General features: G+C 72.2%; 21 protein-coding genes and 1 pseudogene. 13 read left to right on the forward strand and 9 right to left on the reverse strand.

Annotated elements, in window-relative coordinates; all coding sequences use genetic code 11:
• Positions 1-196 precede the first annotated feature (196 nt).
• The 10 genes and pseudogenes from B4E97_RS00195 to B4E97_RS00235 all read left to right on the forward strand — a co-directional run bounded on the left by B4E97_RS00195 (position 197) and on the right by B4E97_RS00235 (position 9,684).
• Entirely contained in the window at positions 197-1,213 is a 1,017-nt protein-coding gene (locus B4E97_RS00195; RefSeq protein ID WP_286958230.1) for a LacI family DNA-binding transcriptional regulator, read from the forward strand.
• 82 nt (positions 1,214-1,295) lie between these two features.
• Entirely contained in the window at positions 1,296-3,026 is a 1,731-nt protein-coding gene (locus B4E97_RS00200; protein ID WP_286958231.1) for a fumarate hydratase, read from the forward strand.
• A complete protein-coding gene (locus tag B4E97_RS00205) occupies positions 3,023-3,754 on the forward strand; it encodes a carbonic anhydrase (protein WP_029211856.1) in 732 nt (243 codons plus the stop codon). The genes B4E97_RS00200 and B4E97_RS00205 overlap by 4 nt, the downstream gene beginning before the upstream one ends.
• The gene (locus tag B4E97_RS00210; RefSeq protein WP_286958232.1) at positions 3,751-4,593 is read left to right on the forward strand and encodes an MOSC domain-containing protein; all 843 of its coding nucleotides are present in this window, start codon (positions 3,751-3,753) and stop codon (positions 4,591-4,593) included. Before B4E97_RS00205 ends, B4E97_RS00210 begins: the two co-directional genes overlap by 4 nt.
• Before the next feature lie 136 nt (positions 4,594-4,729).
• The gene (locus B4E97_RS00215; protein ID WP_019286304.1) at positions 4,730-5,209 is read left to right on the forward strand and encodes an antitoxin; all 480 of its coding nucleotides are present in this window, start codon (positions 4,730-4,732) and stop codon (positions 5,207-5,209) included.
• Between the two features lie 13 nt (positions 5,210-5,222).
• Positions 5,223-5,285: pseudogene (locus B4E97_RS19065) on the forward strand (zinc-ribbon domain-containing protein); the annotation flags it as partial.
• Between the two features lie 150 nt (positions 5,286-5,435).
• Positions 5,436-6,254 carry a hypothetical protein gene (locus B4E97_RS00220; protein WP_286958233.1) on the forward strand — a complete coding sequence of 273 codons (819 nt, stop codon included), beginning with the start codon at positions 5,436-5,438 and terminating at the stop codon, positions 6,252-6,254.
• Positions 6,255-6,327: 73 nt separating this feature from the next.
• Positions 6,328-7,473, forward strand: a complete 1,146-nt coding sequence (locus tag B4E97_RS00225) for a vWA domain-containing protein (protein WP_029211854.1) — start codon at positions 6,328-6,330, stop codon at positions 7,471-7,473.
• 145 nt (positions 7,474-7,618) lie between these two features.
• Complete coding sequence (locus B4E97_RS00230) at positions 7,619-8,626, forward strand: protein phosphatase 2C domain-containing protein (protein WP_286958234.1); 1,008 nt, start codon at positions 7,619-7,621, stop codon at positions 8,624-8,626.
• Positions 8,623-9,684 (forward strand): hypothetical protein, encoded by a 1,062-nt coding sequence (locus B4E97_RS00235; RefSeq protein WP_029211852.1) that lies wholly within the window; start codon positions 8,623-8,625, stop codon positions 9,682-9,684. The genes B4E97_RS00230 and B4E97_RS00235 overlap by 4 nt, the downstream gene beginning before the upstream one ends.
• A 90-nt stretch (positions 9,685-9,774) precedes the next feature.
• Here the strand turns inward: B4E97_RS00235 and B4E97_RS00240 are convergent, their stop codons facing one another.
• The 5 genes from B4E97_RS00240 to pdhA all read right to left on the reverse strand — a co-directional run bounded on the left by B4E97_RS00240 (position 9,775) and on the right by pdhA (position 14,205).
• A complete protein-coding gene (locus B4E97_RS00240; RefSeq protein ID WP_239263897.1) occupies positions 9,775-10,092 on the reverse strand; it encodes a type II toxin-antitoxin system PemK/MazF family toxin in 318 nt (105 codons plus the stop codon).
• Positions 10,082-10,312 (reverse strand): hypothetical protein, encoded by a 231-nt coding sequence (locus B4E97_RS00245; RefSeq protein WP_029211850.1) that lies wholly within the window; start codon positions 10,310-10,312, stop codon positions 10,082-10,084. The genes B4E97_RS00240 and B4E97_RS00245 overlap by 11 nt, the downstream gene beginning before the upstream one ends.
• Positions 10,313-10,475: 163 nt before the next feature.
• A complete protein-coding gene (locus B4E97_RS00250; protein WP_286958236.1) occupies positions 10,476-11,894 on the reverse strand; it encodes a dihydrolipoamide acetyltransferase family protein in 1,419 nt (472 codons plus the stop codon).
• A complete protein-coding gene (locus tag B4E97_RS00255) occupies positions 11,891-12,973 on the reverse strand; it encodes an alpha-ketoacid dehydrogenase subunit beta (RefSeq protein WP_286958237.1) in 1,083 nt (360 codons plus the stop codon). Before B4E97_RS00255 ends, B4E97_RS00250 begins: the two co-directional genes overlap by 4 nt.
• Entirely contained in the window at positions 12,970-14,205 is a 1,236-nt protein-coding gene (pdhA, locus tag B4E97_RS00260) for a pyruvate dehydrogenase (acetyl-transferring) E1 component subunit alpha (protein WP_286958238.1), read from the reverse strand. The genes B4E97_RS00255 and pdhA overlap by 4 nt, the downstream gene beginning before the upstream one ends.
• Positions 14,206-14,326: 121 nt before the next feature.
• On the opposite strand from pdhA, the gene B4E97_RS00265 reads away from it, so the two are divergent.
• Positions 14,327-14,800, forward strand: a complete 474-nt coding sequence (locus B4E97_RS00265; RefSeq protein ID WP_286958239.1) for an Lrp/AsnC family transcriptional regulator — start codon at positions 14,327-14,329, stop codon at positions 14,798-14,800.
• 122 nt (positions 14,801-14,922) lie between these two features.
• Here B4E97_RS00265 and glmM read toward each other — a convergent pair whose 3' ends face one another.
• From glmM to rplM, 3 genes are all read right to left on the reverse strand, one after another.
• A complete protein-coding gene (glmM, locus tag B4E97_RS00270; protein WP_019286316.1) occupies positions 14,923-16,281 on the reverse strand; it encodes a phosphoglucosamine mutase in 1,359 nt (452 codons plus the stop codon).
• 184 nt (positions 16,282-16,465) lie between these two features.
• Positions 16,466-16,969 (reverse strand): 30S ribosomal protein S9, encoded by a 504-nt coding sequence (rpsI, locus tag B4E97_RS00275; protein ID WP_019286317.1) that lies wholly within the window; start codon positions 16,967-16,969, stop codon positions 16,466-16,468.
• A gap of 42 nt (positions 16,970-17,011) precedes the next feature.
• Positions 17,012-17,455 carry a 50S ribosomal protein L13 gene (gene rplM / locus B4E97_RS00280; protein WP_019286318.1) on the reverse strand — a complete coding sequence of 148 codons (444 nt, stop codon included), beginning with the start codon at positions 17,453-17,455 and terminating at the stop codon, positions 17,012-17,014.
• A gap of 247 nt (positions 17,456-17,702) precedes the next feature.
• Between rplM and B4E97_RS00285 the strand changes: the two genes are divergently transcribed.
• Both B4E97_RS00285 and B4E97_RS00290 read left to right on the forward strand, forming a co-directional pair.
• The gene (locus B4E97_RS00285) at positions 17,703-18,302 is read left to right on the forward strand and encodes a winged helix-turn-helix domain-containing protein (RefSeq protein ID WP_019286319.1); all 600 of its coding nucleotides are present in this window, start codon (positions 17,703-17,705) and stop codon (positions 18,300-18,302) included.
• A gap of 136 nt (positions 18,303-18,438) precedes the next feature.
• A complete protein-coding gene (locus B4E97_RS00290) occupies positions 18,439-19,752 on the forward strand; it encodes an MFS transporter (RefSeq protein WP_286958241.1) in 1,314 nt (437 codons plus the stop codon).
• On the opposite strand, the gene B4E97_RS00295 is transcribed toward B4E97_RS00290, so the two are convergent.
• On the reverse strand, positions 19,721-20,662 hold the full coding sequence (locus tag B4E97_RS00295) for an aldo/keto reductase (RefSeq protein ID WP_019286322.1): 942 nt from the start codon (positions 20,660-20,662) through the stop codon (positions 19,721-19,723). The two genes, B4E97_RS00290 and B4E97_RS00295, sit on opposite strands and share 32 nt — an antisense overlap.
• Between the last annotated feature and the right edge of the window lie 46 nt (positions 20,663-20,708).

Here is a 20,708-nt window from a genome sequence, read left to right on the forward strand (position 1 = left end):
CACGCGACGCTGCGAGCGGCCTTTGACGTTTTAGTGACCCCATAGTGGTTGCGCGCGCTCCCCCCGTCAACGGGCTGAACGCAATGCAACGAACCTGTGACATCGCCCGCTCGAACGATGTGCTGAACGATCAACATGGTTAACGTTGCCCGCTATGGAGCTACGCAGGGGTGGCCGACGACCGACCCTGGCCGACGTGGGACGTCGGGCCGGGGTGTCCGCGACGACGGTCTCCTTCGTGCTCAACCCCGACTCCAAGCAGACGATCAGCGCCGCCACCCGGGCGCGGGTCCTGCAGGCCGTCAACGACCTCGATTACCGCCCCAACCGCACGGCGCAGGGGCTGCGCCGCAAGCGCAGCGGCACCATCGGCGTGGTGGTGGACGAGCCGGCGATGGAGGCCTTCTCGGGCGAGACCGTCAACGGCGCGCACGACCTCGCCTGGAGCGAGAGCACGGTGCTGCTCGTGACGCACACCGGGCGCCGGCCCCACGGCATGCAGTCGGCGATCGAGGAGCTCGCCGACCGCCAGGTCGACGGCCTGGTCATCACCTGCTCGGGCACCCGAGGGATCGAGCTGCCGGACCGTATGCCGAACCTGCCCTGGGTCCTCGCCAACTGCTTCGACCCGGCCGGGCGCGGGCCGTGCTTCCTCCCCGACGAGGAGTTCGGCGGGCGCGAGGCCGCCCGGCTCGTGGCCGAGCAGGGCCACCGCCGCATCGCCTACCTCAGCGGTCACGCAGGCGCCTGGTCGACCCCCCTGCGGATCGACGGCTTCCTGGCCGAGCTGGAGGAGCTGGGCGTCCCGACGAGCACCGGCGACGTCGTGGTGCGCGAAGGCTTCTACTACGTCGACTCGGGCTACGCCCTGGCGCGCGAGCTGCTCGCCGGTCCCGATCGGCCGTCCGCGATCGTGTGCGGCAACGACCGGATCGCCCTCGGCGTCTACCTCGCGGCCGCGGAGGCGGGGCTGCGGATCCCCGACGACCTGTCCGTCGTCGGCTACGACGACCACGAGCCGGTGATCCAGCAGCTGACGCCGCAGCTGACGACGGTGCGGCTCCCCCTCTACGACATGGGGCGGCTCGCGGCCGAGGCGCTGGTGCACGCGACGGTGGGGGCGCTGCCCGAGCGCACGCTCCTGCCGTGCCCCGCCGTGCCCCGCGCGTCCGTGGCCCGACCCGGGGCGGCATACGGCAGCTCCCCGGCCTAGGCTGAAGGGTGACAGGCCGCCGCTCACCGACGAGGGCGAGGGTCGGCCCACCGCAGCTGGATCGAGGAGCAGGAGCACGACCATGCCCGAGTTCGCCTACGAGGCCCTACTGCCGCACGGCGCCGACGAGACCCCCTACCGCAAGCTGACCTCCGAGGGCGTCGAGCTGGTCGAGGGCCCCGACGGCAGAACGTTCCTCAAGGTCGCGCCCGAGGCGCTCACCCTGCTGTCCGAGACCGCGATGCACGACATCGCGCACTACCTGCGACCGGCCCACCTGGCCCAGCTCCGCAGGATCCTCGACGACCCCGAGGCCAGCAACAACGACACGTTCGTCGCCCTCGACCTGCTCAAGAACGCCAACATCTCCGCCTCCGGCGTGCTCCCGATGTGCCAGGACACCGGCACGGCCATCGTCAAGGGCGAGCGCGGACAGCACGTCCTCACCGACGGCGTCGACGAGGAGCCCCTGGCCCGCGGCGTCTACAACGCCTACACGCGCCTCAACCTGCGCTACTCCCAGAACGCCCCGGTCTCGATGTTCGAGGAGAAGAACACCGGCAACAACCTGCCGGCGCAGATCGAGCTGTATGCCGACACCGAGCGCGGGCACGAGACGGAGTACTCCTTCCTCTTCATGGCCAAGGGCGGCGGCTCGGCCAACAAGTCCTATCTCTTCCAGGAGACCAAAGCGATCCTCAACCCGGACGCCATGATGAGGTTCCTCGACGACAAGATCCGCTCGCTCGGCACGGCGGCCTGCCCGCCCTACCACCTCGCCATCGTCATCGGCGGCACGAGCGCCGAGTTCGCCCTCAAGACGGCGAAGTACGCGAGCGCGAAGTACCTCGACACCATGCCCACCACCGGCAACGCCGCGACCGGCCGCGGCTTCCGCGACCTCGAGCTGGAGGAGCGCGTCCTCGAGCTCACCCGCAAGCAGGGCATCGGCGCGCAGTTCGGCGGCAAGTACTTCTGCCACGACGTGCGCGTGATCCGGCTCCCCCGCCACGGCGCCTCGCTGCCCGTCGCCATCGCCGTCTCCTGCTCGGCGGACCGCCAGTGCCGCGGCAAGATCACGGCCGAGGGCGTGTTCATCGAGCAACTGGAGATGGAGCCCGGCCACTACCTGCCCGACACGACCGACGAGCACCTGGTGCAGGGTGGGGCTGACGGGGCCGGGGCCGGGGCTGGGGCTGACGGGGCTGCGCGTCCCGACGTCGTCGAGATCGACCTGTCGCGCCCCATGGACGACATCCTCGCCGAGCTGACCAAGCACCCCGTCAAGACCCGGCTGTCCCTCACCGGCACGCTGGTCGTGGCCCGCGACATCGCGCACGCCAAGATCAAGGAGCGCCTCGACGCCGGCGAGGACATGCCGCAGTACCTCAAGGACCACCCCGTCTACTACGCCGGACCCGCCAAGACGCCCGACGGGATGGCGTCCGGGTCCTTCGGCCCGACCACGGCCGGCCGGATGGACTCCTACGTCGACCAGTTCCAGGCCGCGGGCGGGTCCAAGGTCATGCTCGCCAAGGGCAACCGCTCCAAGCAGGTCACCGACGCCTGCCAGGCGCACGGCGGGTTCTACCTCGGGTCCATCGGCGGCCCCGCCGCCCGCCTCGCACAGGACTGCATCAAGAAGGTCGAGGTGCTGGAGTACCCCGAGCTCGGGATGGAGGCCGTGTGGCGCATCGAGGTCGAGGACTTCCCGGCGTTCATCGTCGTGGACGACAAGGGTGACGACTTCTTCGCCGAGTTCTCCAAGCCCACCGTCATGACCATCACGACCCGCGCGGACGTCGACGCATGACCGAGCGGACCACCCTGACCCCTGCCGAGGCCTGGCAGCAGCTGGTCGAGGGCAACGCCCGGTTCGTGACGGGGCGTCGCGAGCACCCCAACCAGGACGTCGACCGCCGCGCCGAGCTCGCCGCCGGGCAGGGGCCCTTCGCGGTGCTGTTCGGCTGCTCGGACTCCCGCGTCGCCGCCGAGATGATCTTCGACCAGGGCCTCGGCGACCTGTTCGTCGTCCGCACCGCGGGCCACGTGCTCGACCCGTGCGTCCTCGGCACCGTCGAGTTCGGCCCCGGCGTCCTCGGCACCCCGCTCATCGTCGTCATGGGCCACGACACCTGCGGCGCGATCAAGGCCGGGATCGAGGCGACCGACACGGGCACCATCCCCGGCGGCTACATCCGAGACCTGGTCGAGAAGGTCATGCCCTCGGTGATCCAGGCCCGCTCCTCCCACGGCGCCGGCCCCGACGCCACCCCCGACGAGGTCAACGCCTGGCACGTGCGACGCACCGTCAACATGCTCGCCGAGCGGTCGGCGCTGCTGCAGCAGCTCGTCGAGGACGGCCGGCTCGCCATCGTCGGCATCAACTACCGCCTCGCGGACGGGGACGTCCGCTACATCGCCCACCTCGGCGACATCGGCGACGCGCGTCCCGGGATCGACGTGGCGCCGGGGGTCGGGGTGGCGCCCGGGGTCGGCACGGGGCCTGGCGGCGGCACGGCGCCCGGGGTCGGCGCATGACCCGGGTCACCGACCTGGCCTACTACCCGTTGAAGTCCGCCGGCGGCGTGCCCGTGCCCGAGGCCGTCGTCGAGCACTGGAGCATCCGGCACGACCGCCGCTGGATGCTGCTGCAGGACGACGGTCGCATGATCAGCGCCCGCGAGGCCCCCACCCTGCTCCTGCTCCGCGCCGAGCACCGGACGCACGACGGGGCGCTGGTGGTTCGGCATACGGCCGGGGCGGTGGGCCCGCTCGAGGTGAGCGTCCCGGACCAGGGCGAGCATCGCGAGGGCGTCGTCTGGGGCGCGGCCGTCCGTGGCCGGGAGGCGTCGCCCGAGGCGAGCGCGTGGTTCGAGGACTACCTCGGCCGCACCGGCCTGCACCTCGTGTGGTGCGACGACCCGACCTTCCGGCCGGTGGACCAGCGGTATGCCGAGCCCGGCGACACCGTGACCTTCTCCGACGGCTTCCCGTTGCTGCTGACCAGCACCCCCTCGCTGGGGCGGCTGCAGGAGTGGGTCGACGAGAGCACCGACCGGCGCGGCGAGCCGCGGGTCGAGCTGACGATGGACCGGTTCCGGCCCAGCGTGGTCGTCGACGGCGGCGAGCCGCTCGAGGAGCAGGGCTGGGACCGGGTGCGGATCGGCGAGATGACCTTCCGCATGGCCAAGCACTGCGGTCGTTGCGTGATGACGACCTACGACACGACGTCGCTGGACCGCACCAAGGAGCCGCTGCGGTCGCTTGGCGAGCACAACGCGATCGACGGCCGGCTGGTGTTCGGCGTCAACCTGGTGCCCGAGGGCACGGGCACGCTGCGCGTCGGCGACGAGGTCACCCCCATCCAGGGATCGTGAGGGTTTCGTCCAACCTTCTTGGACCGAACCCTCACGATGTCGGGGGCGGGGAGGTGCTCGGCGGGGATTGCGCACCCCCTGCCCGGGGTAGGTGAGCAGTCAGAGACCCTCGCCCACCTCGCCCTCAGGAGACCCGATGACCACCGGCCCCACCGGCACCCCGCCCCAGCAGCCCGGCCCCTCCGCCCTCGACACCTTCCTGCAGGGTGCCAAGGGGGCGGCCGTCCAGGCTCGCACGCAGGTCGCCCAGACCACCCAGGCCAACCGCGGCAAGATCTCCAGCGCCCTGGACAAGCTCGTGCGGACCGTCGACGACAAGACCGGTCGCAAGTACCACTCGCAGGTCGAGTCCGCCAAGGGTTGGGTCGAGAAGGGCGTCGACGTCGTCGCCGGCGGACCCGCGTCCCCGGGGGCCACCGGCGCGCCGGGCACCGCAGCCCCCTCCACGACCTCGTCGCCAACGGCGTCCGCTGCGTCGTCGTCGGTCCCTCCCGTCGCCCCGGCCTCGCCCTCCACCCCGGTGACGCCCCCCTCCACCACTCCCACCCCGGCTCCCGACAAGCCCAAGGAGGGCTGGCACCGCGGGCCGGACGGCCAGTGGACCCGGACCTCCTGAGGCCGAGCCGACGATGAGCTGTCCCCACTGCGGCGCCGCGATCTCCGAGGGCGCGACCTTCTGCCCGTCCTGCGGCGAGATGGTCCTGGCGACGCCCCCGCCCGCGGCGCCTGCCCCCTCGGCCCCGCCGAAGGGATCGAGCCCGGCGACGGGCGCGACGCCTGGCCCCGGGGCCGCCCCTGCCGGTAGCCCACGCCAGCAGCGTCCGCGCCCCCAGGTCGTGCCCGTGCCCCAGCGACCGACGCGCCAGCGACCCCCGAGCCAGCCTCGTGGCCGCACCCGGCAGCAGGTCCCGCAGAGCCGGCCCTACCCCGGTCAGCAACAGGGACCGTATGCCGGGTACCCCGGTCAGCAGCGCCAGCAGTACCCGCCCCAACAGTTCCCACCCCAGCAGTTCCCGCCCCAGGGCGGCGGTCCCGGCTACCCGGGCGGCTACGGCGACCGTCGTCAGGTCCGGCGTGGGCCGGGCTGCGGCGGGATGCTCCTGCGCCTGATCCTGCTGGTCCTGGCCATCCCGGTGCTCCTGACGCTGGCCGGTGCGGTGCTCGGCTTCGGCCTGCTCTCCGGCGGCCAGGACGACACCGCGTCGCCCTCACCCACCTCGTCGTGGAGCACCTCCCCGACCGAGAGTCCGACCGAGAGCCCCAGCGAGAGCCCGACCCCGACCGACGGCACGTCCGGCGCGAGCTCGGGCACCACCGGTCCCACCGGCTCCGCGTCGGCCTCCCCCGCCACCAGCGCGCCCACGACGGCCGCGGCCTACCCGGCCGCCAGGATCACCGGTCGCGAGTGCGCCCGCTCCGGCACCGGACCGTATGCCGCGACCGCCGCCGGCAACGACCGCACGTCCTGCGCCTTCGCCGTCGCGGTGCAGCGTGCGTACGTCGCCGCAGGCGGAGCAGGCTCGACCACCACCGTCACCGCCTACAGCCAGGCCCGCGGCGCGAACGTCCGCCTGCTCTGCACCGACGACCAGCCCGCGCAGTGCGTCAGCAGCACGGGCGCGCTGGTCTTCCTCTACGGCGGCGAGGCCGTCGTCGGCTGACCCGCCCTCACGCCTCACCGTCCGCACCCGCCACTCATCAGCCATCACCCATGAACCCACCACGGAGGATCCGATGACCCAGCCCCCGACCGACCCCACCCAGCCGCAGCCGACCCAGCCCGTCCCCACGGAGCCCACCGCGCCCGGCGTCCCCACCGCACCCACCACCCCCGGCATGCCCGCGGCACCGGTCGGCGCCCCGGCGAGCGAGCCGGGCGGCATCCCGGCACCCGGCTCGACCGAGCCCACGCCCCCCACCCCCGGCCAGGGCCCGGCACCGGTCGACCCGACCCAGCCGATCCCGACGCCCGCCGAGCCGACCCAGCCCATCGCCACGCCGGCCCCCGTCGAGCCCCCGGCCCCGGTCGAGCCGCCCGCCCCCTCGCCGACCCCGGCGGCCACGCCCGCGCCCGCGGCCCCGGTTGCTCCGCCCGTGCCCGCCGCCCCCGCGCAGCCCGTACCGAGCTCGATCGACACCCCCGCGCCGCAGGACGACAAGGCCAAGCTCCTGCCGTTCTACCTCGTCTGCGACGTCTCCCACTCCATGGTCGAGAGCGGCGCCCTCACCGAGGCCAACAACATCCTCCCGAGCCTCGTCCAGGCGCTCGAGAAGGACCCGATCATCTGCGACAAGGTGCGCTTCGGGGTCATGGACTTCAGCGACGACGCCCGCATGGTGCTGCCGCTGTGCGACCTGCTCGAGCAGACGACCCTGCCGCAGCTCGAGGGGCGGGGGCGGACGTCATACAAGGCGGCCTTCGACCTGCTGCGCACCCAGATCGAGCGGGACGTCAACCAGCTCAAGGCGGACGGCTTCGCCGTGCACCGCCCGGCCGTGTTCTTCCTCTCCGACGGCGCGCCGACGGACGCCGAGCCGGACTGGAAGGCCGCCTTCGCCGCGCTGACGCAGTACGACAAGGCGTCCGGCACGGGCAACCGGATGTACCCCAACATCATCCCGTTCGGCCTCCAGGGCGCCGACCCCCGCATCCTGCAGGAGGTCATCCACCCCAAGAACCCGCCGGAGCGCGCGATGCGCCTCTTCATGGCCGACCAGGACCAGACCGCGGCGTCCGCCGTCACCAAGATGGCCAAGCTGCTCGTGACCTCGGTCATCCAGTCCTCGACGGGTCTCGCCCAGGGCAGCAACGGGATCGTGCTGCCCAAGGCCGAGGACGGCGTCAAGTCCTACGCCGCGGACGACGATGTCTTCCTCTGAGCCGACCGGCCACGCAGGCGAGGGCGCTCCGGTGGATCCCGCGAGCGCCCCGCCGGCCAGCCCGTCCCAGCCGGCAGCGCCCCCGCAGCCGGAGACGTTCGACCAGGCTCCCGCCGAGCCGGACACATCCCTCGAGGCTCCCGCCATGCCGAAGGCTCCTGCTGAGGCGGGCGCTTCCGCCGAGCCCGAGCCGGCTGCGGCAGTCCCCACGCCGGCCGCGGAGCCGATCCGGCGGACGGGCGCGTTCGAGGCCTACACGATCGGCGACCCGGGTCGGGCCTTCTCCCACGCGGTCTCGCTGACGGAGCTCAAGCACCGGGACGCGCACGACATCGTCATCGACGCGGCCACCATCCCGGACCCCGAGGGCACACCGCGGCTGATCCTGCGCGGGGCCAGCTCGCGGGGGCTGGCGCACCAGCAGTATGCCGACCCCCGCCAGGACGACCACTGCACGGTGCTCTCGCGCGACGGCGAGTGGCTCGTCTGCCTCGTGGCCGACGGCGTCTCCGCCGGGGAGTGGTCGCACCTCGCCGCCAAGATGGCGACCGAGGAGGGCGCGGCGCAGGTCATCACGATGCTCGAGACGCACGAGCCGGCCGAGATCCCCTACCGCGAGATCTACACCCGGCTCGCGGACCTGCTCGCCGACGTGTGCGCGACGCTGCCGGACTCCGAGCCGACGGTGGACCTCACACAGCGGGACGTCGCCAAGCGGATGGCGACCACGCTGGTCATCGGCATCGTGGCCACCCGGCCGAGCGACGACGGCACCCACGCCGTCACGGTCGTGCGCCTCGGTGACACGAGCGCCTGGATCGTCGACGACGAGCGCGGCTGGATCGCGCTCGGCGAGGTCAAGAACGCCGGCAACGTCATCGCCGAGTCCGCCACCGCCTGCCTCCCGCTGGTGCCGGAGGCCGACCCGGTGCCGGTGCAGACGACGCTCGGCGAGGGTGCGGCACTCGTGCTGATGACCGACGGGGTCGGCGACCCGCTGGGATCCGGCGGGGGCGAGGTCGGTCGCGAGCTCGCACGGCTGTGGGCGCGGCCGCCGCACCCGCTCGAGTTCGCGGCGCAGGTGGCGTTCGGGCGAAAGACCTTCGACGACGACCGCGGCGCGATCGGCGTCTGGCTGGTGGTGCCCGAGTGAGCCTGTCGGCCGGCGAGCTCATCGAGCGGTCGCAGCTCGGGCAGCTGGAGTACATCGCCGAGGGCGGTCAGGGCCGGGTCTACCGGTGCCTGACGCTCCAGCTGCCCGACGTGCACCACCGCCTCGCCTACAAGGAGTTCAAGGCGGGCCAGCTCGCCAGCGGCGGCCTCGAGGCCATCGTCGGCGTGCGCTCGCGCATGAGCGCCCCCGACCGGGACCTGCTGGACTCGCACGCCGCGTGGCCGATCCGGTTGGTGCGCGACCAGGGTCGCGTCGTCGGCCTGCTGATGCCGCTCATCCCGGACTCGTTCGTCCAGGTGGGGCGGTCCATCACCGGATCCGCCATGCGCAAGGAACGCGAGATCCAGTTCCTCTTCCTCGCGGCCAACCGGTGCGCCAAGCTCGGCTTCCCGCTGGTCAACCTGCACCAGCGGCTGCACCTGTGCGAGGAGCTGGCCCGCGTCTTCGCCCTGCTGCACGCCAACAACGTCGTGTTCGGCGACTTCAACGCCAAGAACGCGTTGTTCTCCGTCGGGCCGGGACGCGCGGACGCCGGGATCATGCTCGTCGACTGCGACGCCGTGCGCGTGCGCGGGACCATGTCGGCCGTCCCACAGCTCAACACCCCCGACTGGGAGCCGCCGGCCGCCGAGCAGACCCAGCTGACGAGCTACACCGACGTCTACAAGTACGCGCTGTTCGTCCTGCGCTGCCTGTCCCCCGGCACCAACGCCTCGACGGCCCGCGACACCCGCCGGGTCGCCGACGTCCTCGACCCGGAGGGGCAGCACCTGCTCGCCGCGTCCCTGTCCGAGACGCCCGGGCACCGCCCGTCGTGCGCGCAGTGGGCGGACTACTTCGCCCGGCTGCGGGCGGCCCGGCTCGCCGGCCTGCCCGTCGCTCCGACCCCCGGCTCGACCACGGTCGGGGCAGGTGCGGCATCCGCTGCGTCCCCCACGGCACCGGCCGCCACTGCCGCCCCTGCGGCGCCCCAGGCGGCTCCAGCTCCTGGCGCCGGAGGCTGGCGCCGCGCCCCCGACGGCTCCTGGATCCGCTGACCCCACCCCCAGATCCGCTCTCCCCAGATCGTGAGTGTTTGGTCCAAGAAAGTTGGACCAAACACTCACGATCCTGGGGCTGAGGGGCACTCAGAGGTCGAGCTGCAGCACCAGACGCAAGGCGTCGTCGACGTCGACGAGCTCATGATGACTCAGCCGCCCCACCCACGGCCCCAGCCGAGCGGGGTCGACGGCGGCGGTCTGCTCCACCAGCACCAGCATGTCTCGTCCCATGAGCTCGATGGCGGGGCGGAACGAGGTGGCGCGGGCCGACGTCGTGGTCGGTGCTATCAGGACGGTGGACAGCAGCAGGTCGTCCGACTGCACGACGACGGCGTAGCGGCGACCCCGCTGCTCGTGCCCACGCGCCCCTCGCGGCGCAGGCAGCTCGTGGACGTCACCACGCACGCGCGCCCTCCACGTCATCGAGGACGGCGCGGGACTCGGCGCGATCCACCTCGTCGCAGGACAGCGCCAGGGCCTCAAGACGCATCCGCTCTCGTCGCTCGAACGACGACGCTTCCTGCAGCGCTCGCCGGATAGTGTCGGTGCGGGTCTCGCCCGGTCGTGCCAGCTCGACGAGCAGCCGTTGCAGCTGCTCGTCCGCGCGGAAGGTCACAGTCGTCATACGTGAATATTACCTCCGTAAGACACCAAGACCCGCGCCATTCGGCCCCGCCTCTCGACCCCCGAAGATCGTGAGTGTTTTGTCCAAGATTCTTGGAGAGAACACTCACGATCCTGGCAGGGGATGGGGCAGGCGGGGTGAGTGGGGGGACTGGGCGGCTCGGTCAGAGGTCGAGGAGCAGCGTGGTCGGGCGCTCGATGCAGTCAGCGACGTAGCGGATGAACCCACCCGCGGTCCCGCCGTCGCACACCCGGTGGTCGAAGGTCAGGCCGATCGTGCCGACCTTGCGCACCGCGAGCGCCCCGTCCACGACCCACGGCTTGTCGATCATCCGCCCCACGCCGACCATGGCCGCCTCGGGGTGGTTGATGATCGGGGTGGAGCCGTCGACGCCATACCCGCCGTAGTTGTTGAGCGTGAACGTCCCGCCGGTCATCTCCGCCGGGGACAGAGTGCCGTCCATGGCCTTGGTGGTGAGCTCGCGCAGCGCCGTCGACAGCTCGGCGAGGGTCATCTCGCCGGCGCCGTGAACGACGGGCACGACGAGACCGCGCGGCGACTGCGCGGCGAAGCCCAGGTTGATCGCCCCGCGCACCACGACCTCGTTGGCCGCCGTGTCGACGGTCGAGTTGAGCTCGGGATAGCGCCTGAGTCCGGCGACCATGACGCGCCCCAGCAGGGCCAGGACGCCGATCCGCGCCTCGGGCCGCGCGTCGGGGAGCTGACGGCGGACCGCGAGGAAGTCGGTCGCGTCCACGTCGACCCAGGTGGTCGCGTCGGGGATCTCGCGGCGCGAGGTGGCGAGCCGGCTGGCGATCGTGCCTCGTATGCCGGTCAGCGGGATCCGGCGATCCGGGGTCGGGGACCCCGCGGTCGACGTCACGCGCGACTCCGACTGCGGCGCAAGGGATCCCGGCGCGCCACCCTCACCGCGGGCCGTGACGACCGCCATGACGTCGCACCGGCGGATGATGCCACCCGGCGCCGTCGGGGTGACGGTCCGCAGGTCGATGCCGTGCTCGTCGGCGAGCTGACGCACCAGCGGGGAGATCACGCGGACGGCGGCGCCGGGCTTGCTGGACACCTCGGGCGGCACGTGCTCGTCGACGACCGGTCCCGCCGTGTCGCCCATGACGGGCGCGGCCGACGGCAGCGACGACCCGGCGGCGGGGGCCGTCGGGCCACCCGCCCCCACGCGGCGACGCCGCCGACGGGAGCCCTCGCTCGTGCCGTAGCCGATCAGGACGGCGCCCGAGCCGGCGCGCTCCTCCTCGCGATAGGTGTCGACGGCGACGTCGGACGCCTCGCTCGCCCCACCGCCGGTGATCCCGTCCGCAGGCACGTCGACGTCCACCGTGATGAACGGCGCACCCACGTCGACCACGTGCCCGGCCTCGCCGTGCAGGGTGACCACGCTGCCGGCATACGGGCAGGGCAGCTCGACCTGGGCCTTGGCGGTCTCGACGACCGCGATGGGCTGGTCGACGACGACGGTGTCGCCGGGGCCGACGAGCCAGCTGACGACCTCGGCCTCGGTCAGGCCCTCGCCGAGGTCCGGCAGGTGAAAGACCTTGTGGCTCATCGGGAACCAGCCCCCGCCGGCGCAGTCGCAGCGGGCTCGAGGTGGTGCGTGTCCGGATCGTCGTCCCACTGCAGCCGCGCGAGGGCGTCGAGCACGCGGTCCACCGAGGGGAGGTGCAGGTGCTCGAGCTTCGGTGCGGGATAGGGGATGTCGAAGCCCGTGACGCGCAGCACCGGCGCGGCCAGGGAGTGGAAGGCCCGCTCCTGGACGCGGGCCGCGATCTCCGCCCCGACGCCCGCGAAGCCCTGGGCCTCCTGCAGCACCAGGCAACGGCCCGTGCGGCGCACCGAGGCCACGACCGTCTCGTCGTCGAAGGGCACGAGCGACCGCACGTCGACGACCTCGACGTCCCAGCCCTCCTCGCGCGCGGCCTCGGCGGACTCCAGCGCCACCGACAGGGTGGGGCCGTAGGCCACGATCGTCGCCGCGCGCGAGACGTCGGAGGCCGACCGTCGCACCGCGGCCCGACCAAGGACCTGGTCGTGGGTCAGCGACCCGCTCCCCCAGCGCGCCGACAGGTCGTCCAGGTCGACGTCGCCCTTGGACCAGTAGAGGCGCTTGGGCTCCATGAACACCACGGGGTCGGGGTCGTCGATCGCCGCCCGCAGCAGCAGGTAGGCGTCCTCGACCGTCGCCGGCGTCACGACCTTGAGCCCCGGCGTGGCGGCGTAGTAGGCCTCCGAGGAGTCGCAGTGGTGCTCGACCCCGCCGATGCCCCCGGCGAACGGGATGCGGATCGTCATCGGGATGGTCACGGAGCCGCGGGTGCGGTTGCGCATCTTGGCGACGTGCGAGGTGATCTGCTCGAACGCCGGGTAGGCGAACGCGTCGAACTGCATCTCGGCGACGGGCCGGAAGCCCGCCATGCACAGCCCCACGCCGAAGCCGATGATCCCCGACTCCGCGAGGGGGGTGTCGAAGCAGCGGTCGTCGCCATAGGTCGCCGCGAGGCCGTCGGTGATCCGGAAGACGCCGCCGGCCACCCCCACGTCCTCGCCGAAGACGAGCACGTCCGGGTCGGTGGCGATGGCGTCCGCGAGCGCCCGGTTGAGCGCGGAGGCAAAGGTGACGGTGCTCATCGGACGTCCTCCGTCGACGGGTCGTGGGCTGCCTGCGAGTCGGACTCGGACGCGGCGTCGGCGTCGGCGTCGGCGTCGGCGTCGAGCTCGGCGTGCAGCATCGCCCGCTGCTCGCGCAGCTGCGGCGTGAGGGTCGCGTAGACGTGCCGGAACAGGTCGTCGGGGTGCGTCTCGGGGTCGAGGTTCATGCGCTCGCGCAGGTCCGCGGCGAGCCGCTCGCCCTCGGCCTTGGCCTCCGCGACGAACGCGTCGTCGACCAGACCCTGGTGGCGCAGGTACTTCTCCAGGCGGGCCACGGCGTCCTCGTGGGCGATCGCCGCTAGCTCCTCCTTGGAGCGGTAGCGCAGGTGGTCGTCGGCGTTGGTGTGCGCCTCGAGCCGCGTGGTGTGCAGCTCGAGCAGCACCGGACCCTTGCCCGCGCGCGCCCAGGCGACGGCCTTGTTCATGACGGCGAGCACGGCCACGGCATCGTTGCCGTCCACCTGCTCGCACACCACGCCGTAGCCGATCCCCTTGTAGGCCAACGACGGCGCCGCGGTCTGCTTGCTGAGCGGCACCGAGATGGCCCACCCGTTGTTCTGCACCACGAAGACCGCGGGGACCTTGAACACGGCGGCGAAGTTGAGCCCCTCGTGGAAGTCGCCCTCGCTCGTGGCCCCGTCCCCGATGAACGCCATCACGACCGTGTCGCGGCCCCGTCGCTGCTCGCCGTGCGCCAGCCCGGCCGCGTGCAGCAGCTGCGTCGACAGCGGCGTGCACTGGGCCGCGACGTGGGTCTGCGCGACGTCATACCCGCAGTGCTGGTCACCGCGGAGCAGGGTGAGCACCTCGACCGGGTCGACCCCTCGACTGACCAGGGCGACGCTGTCGCGGTAGGTCGGGAAGACCCAGTCCTGCTCGCCCAGCGCAAGGACCGAGCCGACCTGGCAGGCCTCCTGGCCGCGCGAGCTGGGATAGACGGCCAGGCGCCCCTGCTTGGTGAGCGCCGTCGCCTGGATGTCGAAGCGCCGTCCGACCACCATCCGTCGGTAGCACTCGACGAGCTGGTCGGCGTCCGGCTCGAGGTAGTCGTCGGTCACCGGCTCCACCCGGTTGCCCTCCCCGTCCAGGAAGCGCACCGGCTCCGGAGCGGGGATCAGCCCGGCCTGGAACGGCTCGTGCCGGTGCGGGTGGTCGGGATGGTCGACGGCCTGCGCGGCTGCGCGGCTCGCGACGTGGTCGGGTGTCGTCATCGACAGCCTCCGGTATGTCGTGGAGCGGGGTGACGCCATGGTGCGCCCCACCGGCCCGATGGTTCAATGAGGCGGCGGAGAACCGGACGATCGGCTCTCCAACCGACCGGATGGGGGCCACATGTCTGACGAGACGCGGACGAACGCACCGCTCGACGAGGTCGACCGCGCGCTGCTGGGCGCCCTGGTGGACGACGGGCGGCAGTCGCTGCGCACCATCGCCGAGCGGCTGCACGTGTCGCGCGCCACCGCCTATGCCCGGCTGGACCGGCTGGTCGAGCAGGGCGTGGTCGACGGCTTCACCGTGCGCGTCAACCCCGAGGCGGCCGGGCTGGGCACGTCGGCGTACGTCCTGGTGTCGGTCGAGCAGAACTCCTGGCGGGAGGTCCGCGACGCGCTCGTCCAGGTGCCGTGCGTCGAGCACGTGGCGCTCGTGGCTGCGGAGTACGACGTCATCGTGCTCGTGCGGGCGCAGGACAACGCGGCGCTGCGGTCGGTGGTCTTCGACCGCATCCAGACCATCCCCGGGGTGACCAGCACGCGGACCCTGCTGATCTTTGCCGAGTCGCGCGGCGAGGTCCTGTCCTTCCCCTGACCTACCTCAGGTAGTCACGTCCGCCTGGGTTGGCACCGCAGGCCGATGTGTCGAACCCAGGCGGATCCTGCCGGCGGGGGCCATCGACACAGCCATGGCCGGGCGGGGCCGCTCAGGCCCGGTCACAGCGAGAGGTTGTCCTTGACGACCTTGGCGAGGCGCTCCGCGGCCTGCCTGGCGTGCTCCTCGGTCTGCGCCTCCACCATCACGCGCACGAGGGGCTCGGTCCCCGACTTGCGCAGCAGCACCCGGCCCGAACCCTGCAGCTCGTTCTCGACCTCGGCGACGGCGATCTTGACGGCGTCGTTGCGGTCCACGGCGTCCTTGTCGACGCCCTTGACGTTGACGAGGGTCTGCGGCAGGCGGGTCATGACGGAGGCGAGCTCGGCCAGCGAGCGCCCCGACTCGACGACCCGCGCCGCCAGCATGAGGGCGGTCAGGACCCCGTCACCCGTGGTGCCGTGGTCGAGCATGATCACGTGACCCGACTGCTCGCCACCGAGCGACAGGCCGTTGGCCCGCATGTCCTCCAGGACGTAGCGGTCGCCGACGCCGGTCTGGCGGATGGCCACGCCCTGGCGCTCCATCGCCTGCAGCAGGCCGAGGTTGCTCATGACCGTCACGACGAGGGTGTCGCCCGCCAGTCGTCCCTGCTCCTTGAGGGCCAGCGCAAGGATCGACATGATCTGGTCGCCGTCGACGACCGTGCCCTGCGCGTCGACCGCGAGGCACCGGTCAGCGTCGCCGTCCCAGGCGAAGCCGAGGTCGGCGCCGCGAGCGACGACCGCCTCGGACAGGCGGTCGAGGTGGGTGGAGCCGTAGCCGTCGTTGATGTTGAGGCCGTCCGGGGAAGCGCCGATCACGTCGACCGTGGCACCGGCCCGCTCGAACACCTCGGGACCGACCTGGCTGGCCGCGCCGTGCGCCGCGTCGACCACGAGGTGCAGGCCGTCCAGACGGGTCGGGACCGCCTCGAGCAGGTGCTCCATGTAGAAGTCGGCGCCCTGCGGGAACGGCCGGATGCGTCCGACCGCGGCACCGGTCGGACGCTCACCCGCGGACTGCTGCTCGGCGTCCAGGCGCTCGAGGATCTCGTCCTCCTGCGCGTCCGAGAGCTTGTGCCCGCCCTTGGCGAGGAACTTGATGCCGTTGTCGGGCATCGCGTTGTGCGAGGCCGACAGCACGGCGCCGATCGAGGCGTTCATGCGGGCCGTGAGATAGGCGATGGCCGGGGTGGGCAGCACGCCCGCGTCGAGGACGTCGACGCCCGCCGACGCGAGGCCCGCGCAGACCGCCGCACCCAGGAACTCGCCCGAGGCGCGGGGGTCGCGGCCGACGACCGCCACGGACCGCTGGCCACCGAAGGCACCCTTGTCGCCGAGCGTCCTCGCGGCCGCCACCGACAGGTGCAGGGCCAGGTCAGCGGTGATGTCCCGGTTGGCGAGGCCGCGGACGCCGTCCGTGCCGAAAAGTCGAGCCACAGGAGGCCTTTCGTCGTCGGGCCGCGCGAGGGCGGGCCCGGGTCAGCTGAGAGTGGTCTGCCCTCGACCGTACTACGCGAGGGGTCGACGGCGTCCGCATCGCCCCCGGCACGCCGAACGGCGGCCGCCCCGAGAGGGACGACCGCCGTTCGATGGCGCAGGGCCGGTGCGGCGCGGAATCAGATCAGCGCTTGGAGTACTGCGGAGCCTTGCGGGCCTTCTTGAGACCGGCCTTCTTGCGCTCGGGCACGCGGGCGTCGCGGGTGAGGAAGCCGGCCTTCTTGAGGGTCGGACGGTTCAGCTCCTCGTCGACACCGTTGAGCGAGCGGGCCACGCCGAGGCGGACCGCGCCGGCCTGGCCGGAGGGGCCACCGCCGTGGACGCGCACGAGCACGTCGTAGGCGCCGTCGAGCTCGAGCACCTTGAGGGGCTCGTTGACGATCTGCTGGTGCACCTTGTTGGGGAAGTACTCCTCCAGGGTGCGGCCGTTGATCTTCCACTCGCCGGTGCCGGGGACGATGCGCACGCGGGCGATGGCCTGCTTGCGACGACCGGTCGCCGCGCCGGGGGCGGAGGCGGAGGGCTTGCGGGCGGGCTCGACCGCGGTCGAGGACTCGCTGGTGTACTCGGTGAGCTCGGGCTCGTCGGTGTCGAGAACGTTCTCGACGTCGATGCTGGTGTCAGCCACGTTGTTTCCTTAAATCTCTACGGCAGCGTCGCGCGAGGCGGATTACTGCGCGACCTGGGTGATCTCGAAGGGGACAGGCTGCTGGGCCTGGTGCGGGTGCTTGTCGCCGGTGTAGACCTTGAGCTTGGTCAGCTGCTGGCGGGCCAGCGAGTTCTTCGGCAGCATGCCGCGGATGGCCTTCTCGACGGCCCGGGTGGGGTCCTTGTCGAGCAGCTCGGCGTAGCTCTGGCTCTTCAGACCACCCGGGTAGCCGGAGTGGCGGTAGGCCCGCTTCTTCTCGAGCTTGGCGCCGGTGAGGGCGACCTTCTCGGCGTTGATGATGATGACGAAGTCGCCCATGTCCACGTGGGGGGCGAAGGTCGCCTTGTGCTTGCCACGCAGGAGCGTGGCGGCCTGGACGGCCAGACGGCCAAGCACGACGTCGGTCGCGTCGATCACGTGCCAGGTGCGAGTGACCTCGCCCGGCTTCGGGGTGTACGTACGCACGGTGTTTCTGCCTTACGTTCGATGAGTGTCTATCGGCGGTATGCCGTGAGCTCCCGGCGACCTGCGCTGGGGTGCATGCCCGCAGAGGGCACACGGCACAACAGTCCTCAAGTCTACCGGCTGCCCGGTGCGACCCCAAACGGTGGCGCGGGACCCGTCATGCGGCCCCTGACCTGGGAGGACAGGGGTCCACGGTGTTTGTGCAAAACTATTGTGCAAACAGAGTGTGCAAAGTTATTGTGCACGTATGACGATCCCGCCGCCCCCTCCCCCGCTGTCATCGGTCCGGCTCACCGCCACGGCCGTCAAGGTCCTCGCGCACCCGCTGCGATCGCGGCTGGTGGGGGCACTGCGACGCGAGGGCCCTGCGACCGCAACGGCGCTCGCCAAGGTGATGGGCACCAACAGCGGCGCGACGTCATACCACCTCCGCAAGCTCGAGGAGGTCGGTCTCGTGACCGAGGTGGGCGACCGGCAGGGCCGACGCCGTCTCTGGGCCGCGTCCGCCGACCTGACCATGGTCAACCCCAGCGAGTTCCTCGACGACGAGGACGCCGACACGGCGCTCGGGTGGCTGGAGCGTGACTGGCTGCAGCACTTCCACGACAAGTTCGGGGCGTGGCTGGACGCCCGCCACCGCTGGCCCGCCTCCTGGCAGGACGCCGCCTCCATGAACGACACCATGCTCGTCGTCACCGACGCCCAGCTGGCCGAGCTGCGGGACAAGGTCTCAGAGCTGGCCGACTCCTACCGCACGGCCGGGCAGGGCAACCCCGAGGCCAAGCGGGTCTCCTTCTACTACGTCGCCTACCCGATCGACCTCGACAAGACCCCTCGTCGCCGCTGACCCCCACCCGCCGACCGGTCACGTCCCGACACCCCACCACCGCCGACCGCTCACGTCCCGACACCCCACCACCGCCGACCGGTCACTTCCCGACACCCCACCCGTCGAGAACTGACGAATCGGCGTAGGAGCCGTCATGCCCACCCTCTCCCCCCGCACCGTCTTCCTGACCCTCAGCGCGACCCGGTGGGCGCCGGCGGGGCTCGTCGTGGGCCTGTTCGCGCTCGTAGCCCGGGAGCGCGGCCTGACCGTCGCCGAGACGCTCTCCTACGTCTCCTTCCAGGGCGTCGCCGTCATCCTGCTCGAGCTGCCCTCGTCCGGCCTCGCAGATGCGCTTGGCCGCCGGCCCCTCCTGCTCGTCGCCGGGGTCGTCAACGTCATCGCGGCCGTCGCCTACCTGCTGGCGGACAGCTTCTGGGCCTTCGCGGTGGCCGCCGCCCTGATGGGGGTCTATCGCGCGCTCGACTCCGGCCCGCTCGAGGCGTGGTACGTCGATGCCGTCCACGAGACCGACCCCGACGCCGAGGTGGCCGGTGACCTCGGCGCGCAGGGCACCATCCTCGGGATCACCATCGCCGGCGGTTCTGTCCTGTCGGGCGCCCTGGTGGCCTGGCACCCCTGGCGTGACCACAGCGCCCTGCTCCTCCCGCTGGTCCTCTATGCCGTCCTCTGCGTGGCGCACCTCGTGGCGACGGCGGCGCTGCTCCGCGAGCGGCCACGAGGCGTCGCGGGCATGGTCGGTTCGGTCCATCCACCCTCCCCTCACCGTGCGGCGCTGCGTCAGGTCGCCGCCTCGCTGCGCGAGACCCCAGCCGTGATCGCGGACAGCGTCCGGCTCGTCGTCCACAACCGGGTGCTGGCCGGGATCGTCGCCGTCGAGATTGGTTGGTGCGCAGCGCTGGTCGTCTTCGAGACGCTCCTCAGCCTGCGCCTGTCCGAGCAGCTGGGTGGGGCGGCCGCGGCGGGTCGATGGATCGGACCGGTGTCGGCGGCCGGTTGGGCGGTGTTCGCCGTGGGCTCGTCCCTGGCCGGGCGGCTCCACCGACGCATAGGGGTGGCGCGCACGGCCATCCTCGCCCGGGTGCTCAACGGTCTGGGTGCGCTCGTGATGGGGCTGGCCGCTGGACCCGTCGCCCTGGTCGCGGCCTACCTGTTCACCTACGGCCTGCACGGCGCCGCGGGCGTCGCCCACAACGCGCTGCTGCACCGCGAGGCCACCTCCGCCAACCGCGCGACGGTGCTGTCGCTGAACTCCCTGGTCTTCTTCGCGGCGGCCGCTGCCTGGTCACCGGTGCTGGGCCTCGTGGCCGGCCGGACGAGCATCGCGACCGCCATGGTCGTCGGTGGCCTCGTCTCGGTCCTCGGCCTGCTCGGCTACCTCCCTGCGGCGAGGAAGGAGGGACGACGGACCCACCCCGTCAGGGCACGGCCACCCCGCGCGCAGAGGTGAGCAGGGCGTACCACTGCTGCCGGCTCAGCTCCTCGGCCACGCGTCGGGCGCCCGCGCAGGCGGCGATGCGGCCCGGGTTGGTACTGCCCACCACGGGCGCGATGCGGGCGGGGTGCTTCATGAGCCAGCCGAGCACGATCTCCTCCCGGGTTGCCTGGAGCTCGTCCGCCAGCCTCTGCACGAGCCGGGCGGTGCGCCGGTCGCCGCCGTCGGAGTCCTCGGGCAGACGACCCGAGTAGCGGCCCTGCGCCAGGCTCCCCCACGCCTGGACCTGCACGCCGTGCTCCTGGCAGTGCTCGAGCGTGCCCTCGGGGAAGGGCGCTGAGGTGGACGACCCCGTGTTGACGCAGATCCCCTCCTCCACGAATCCCCGGTGGTGCAGGGACAGCTCGAGCTGGTTGACGGCGATGGGCAGGTCCAGGTGCCGCTGCAGGGAGCGCATCTGGGCCGCCGAGAAGTTGGAGACGCCGACGGCGCCCACCAGGCCGTCGGCGACGAGCCCGTGCAACGCGTCGGCTGCCTCCTGCGGCACCATCAGCGGGTCCGGCCGGTGGAGCAGCAGGGTGTCGACGTGGTCCACGCCCAGTCGCTCGAGGCACGCGAGGGTCCGGGTGCGGATGGCCTGGGCGGACAGGTCGTAGTGCCCGACCACGTCGTCCGACGGCAACGTGATCCCCACCTTGGTCTGCAGGCGGATCCGATCCCGCAGCCCGGGGTGTCGGCGCAGCACCAGCCCGAACGCCCGCTCGGCCTTGCCGCGCCGATAGATGTCGGCGTGGTCGAAGGTCGTCATACCCGCGTCCAGCGCGGCCAGCACGGCCCGCTCCGCCGCGTCGACCGCCTCGGGGGTGACCTCCTCGCCGTCCCAGTCGCCACCCAGACCCATGCATCCGTAGACCAGCTCGTTCATGAGCTCAGTCTCGCCGGTCTGGCAGCCCGGTGCACGGGCTGCCGGA

The sequence above is a fragment of the Arsenicicoccus sp. UBA7492 genome, from assembly GCF_002479615.1.
Classification (GTDB): domain Bacteria; phylum Actinomycetota; class Actinomycetes; order Actinomycetales; family Dermatophilaceae; genus Arsenicicoccus; species Arsenicicoccus bolidensis.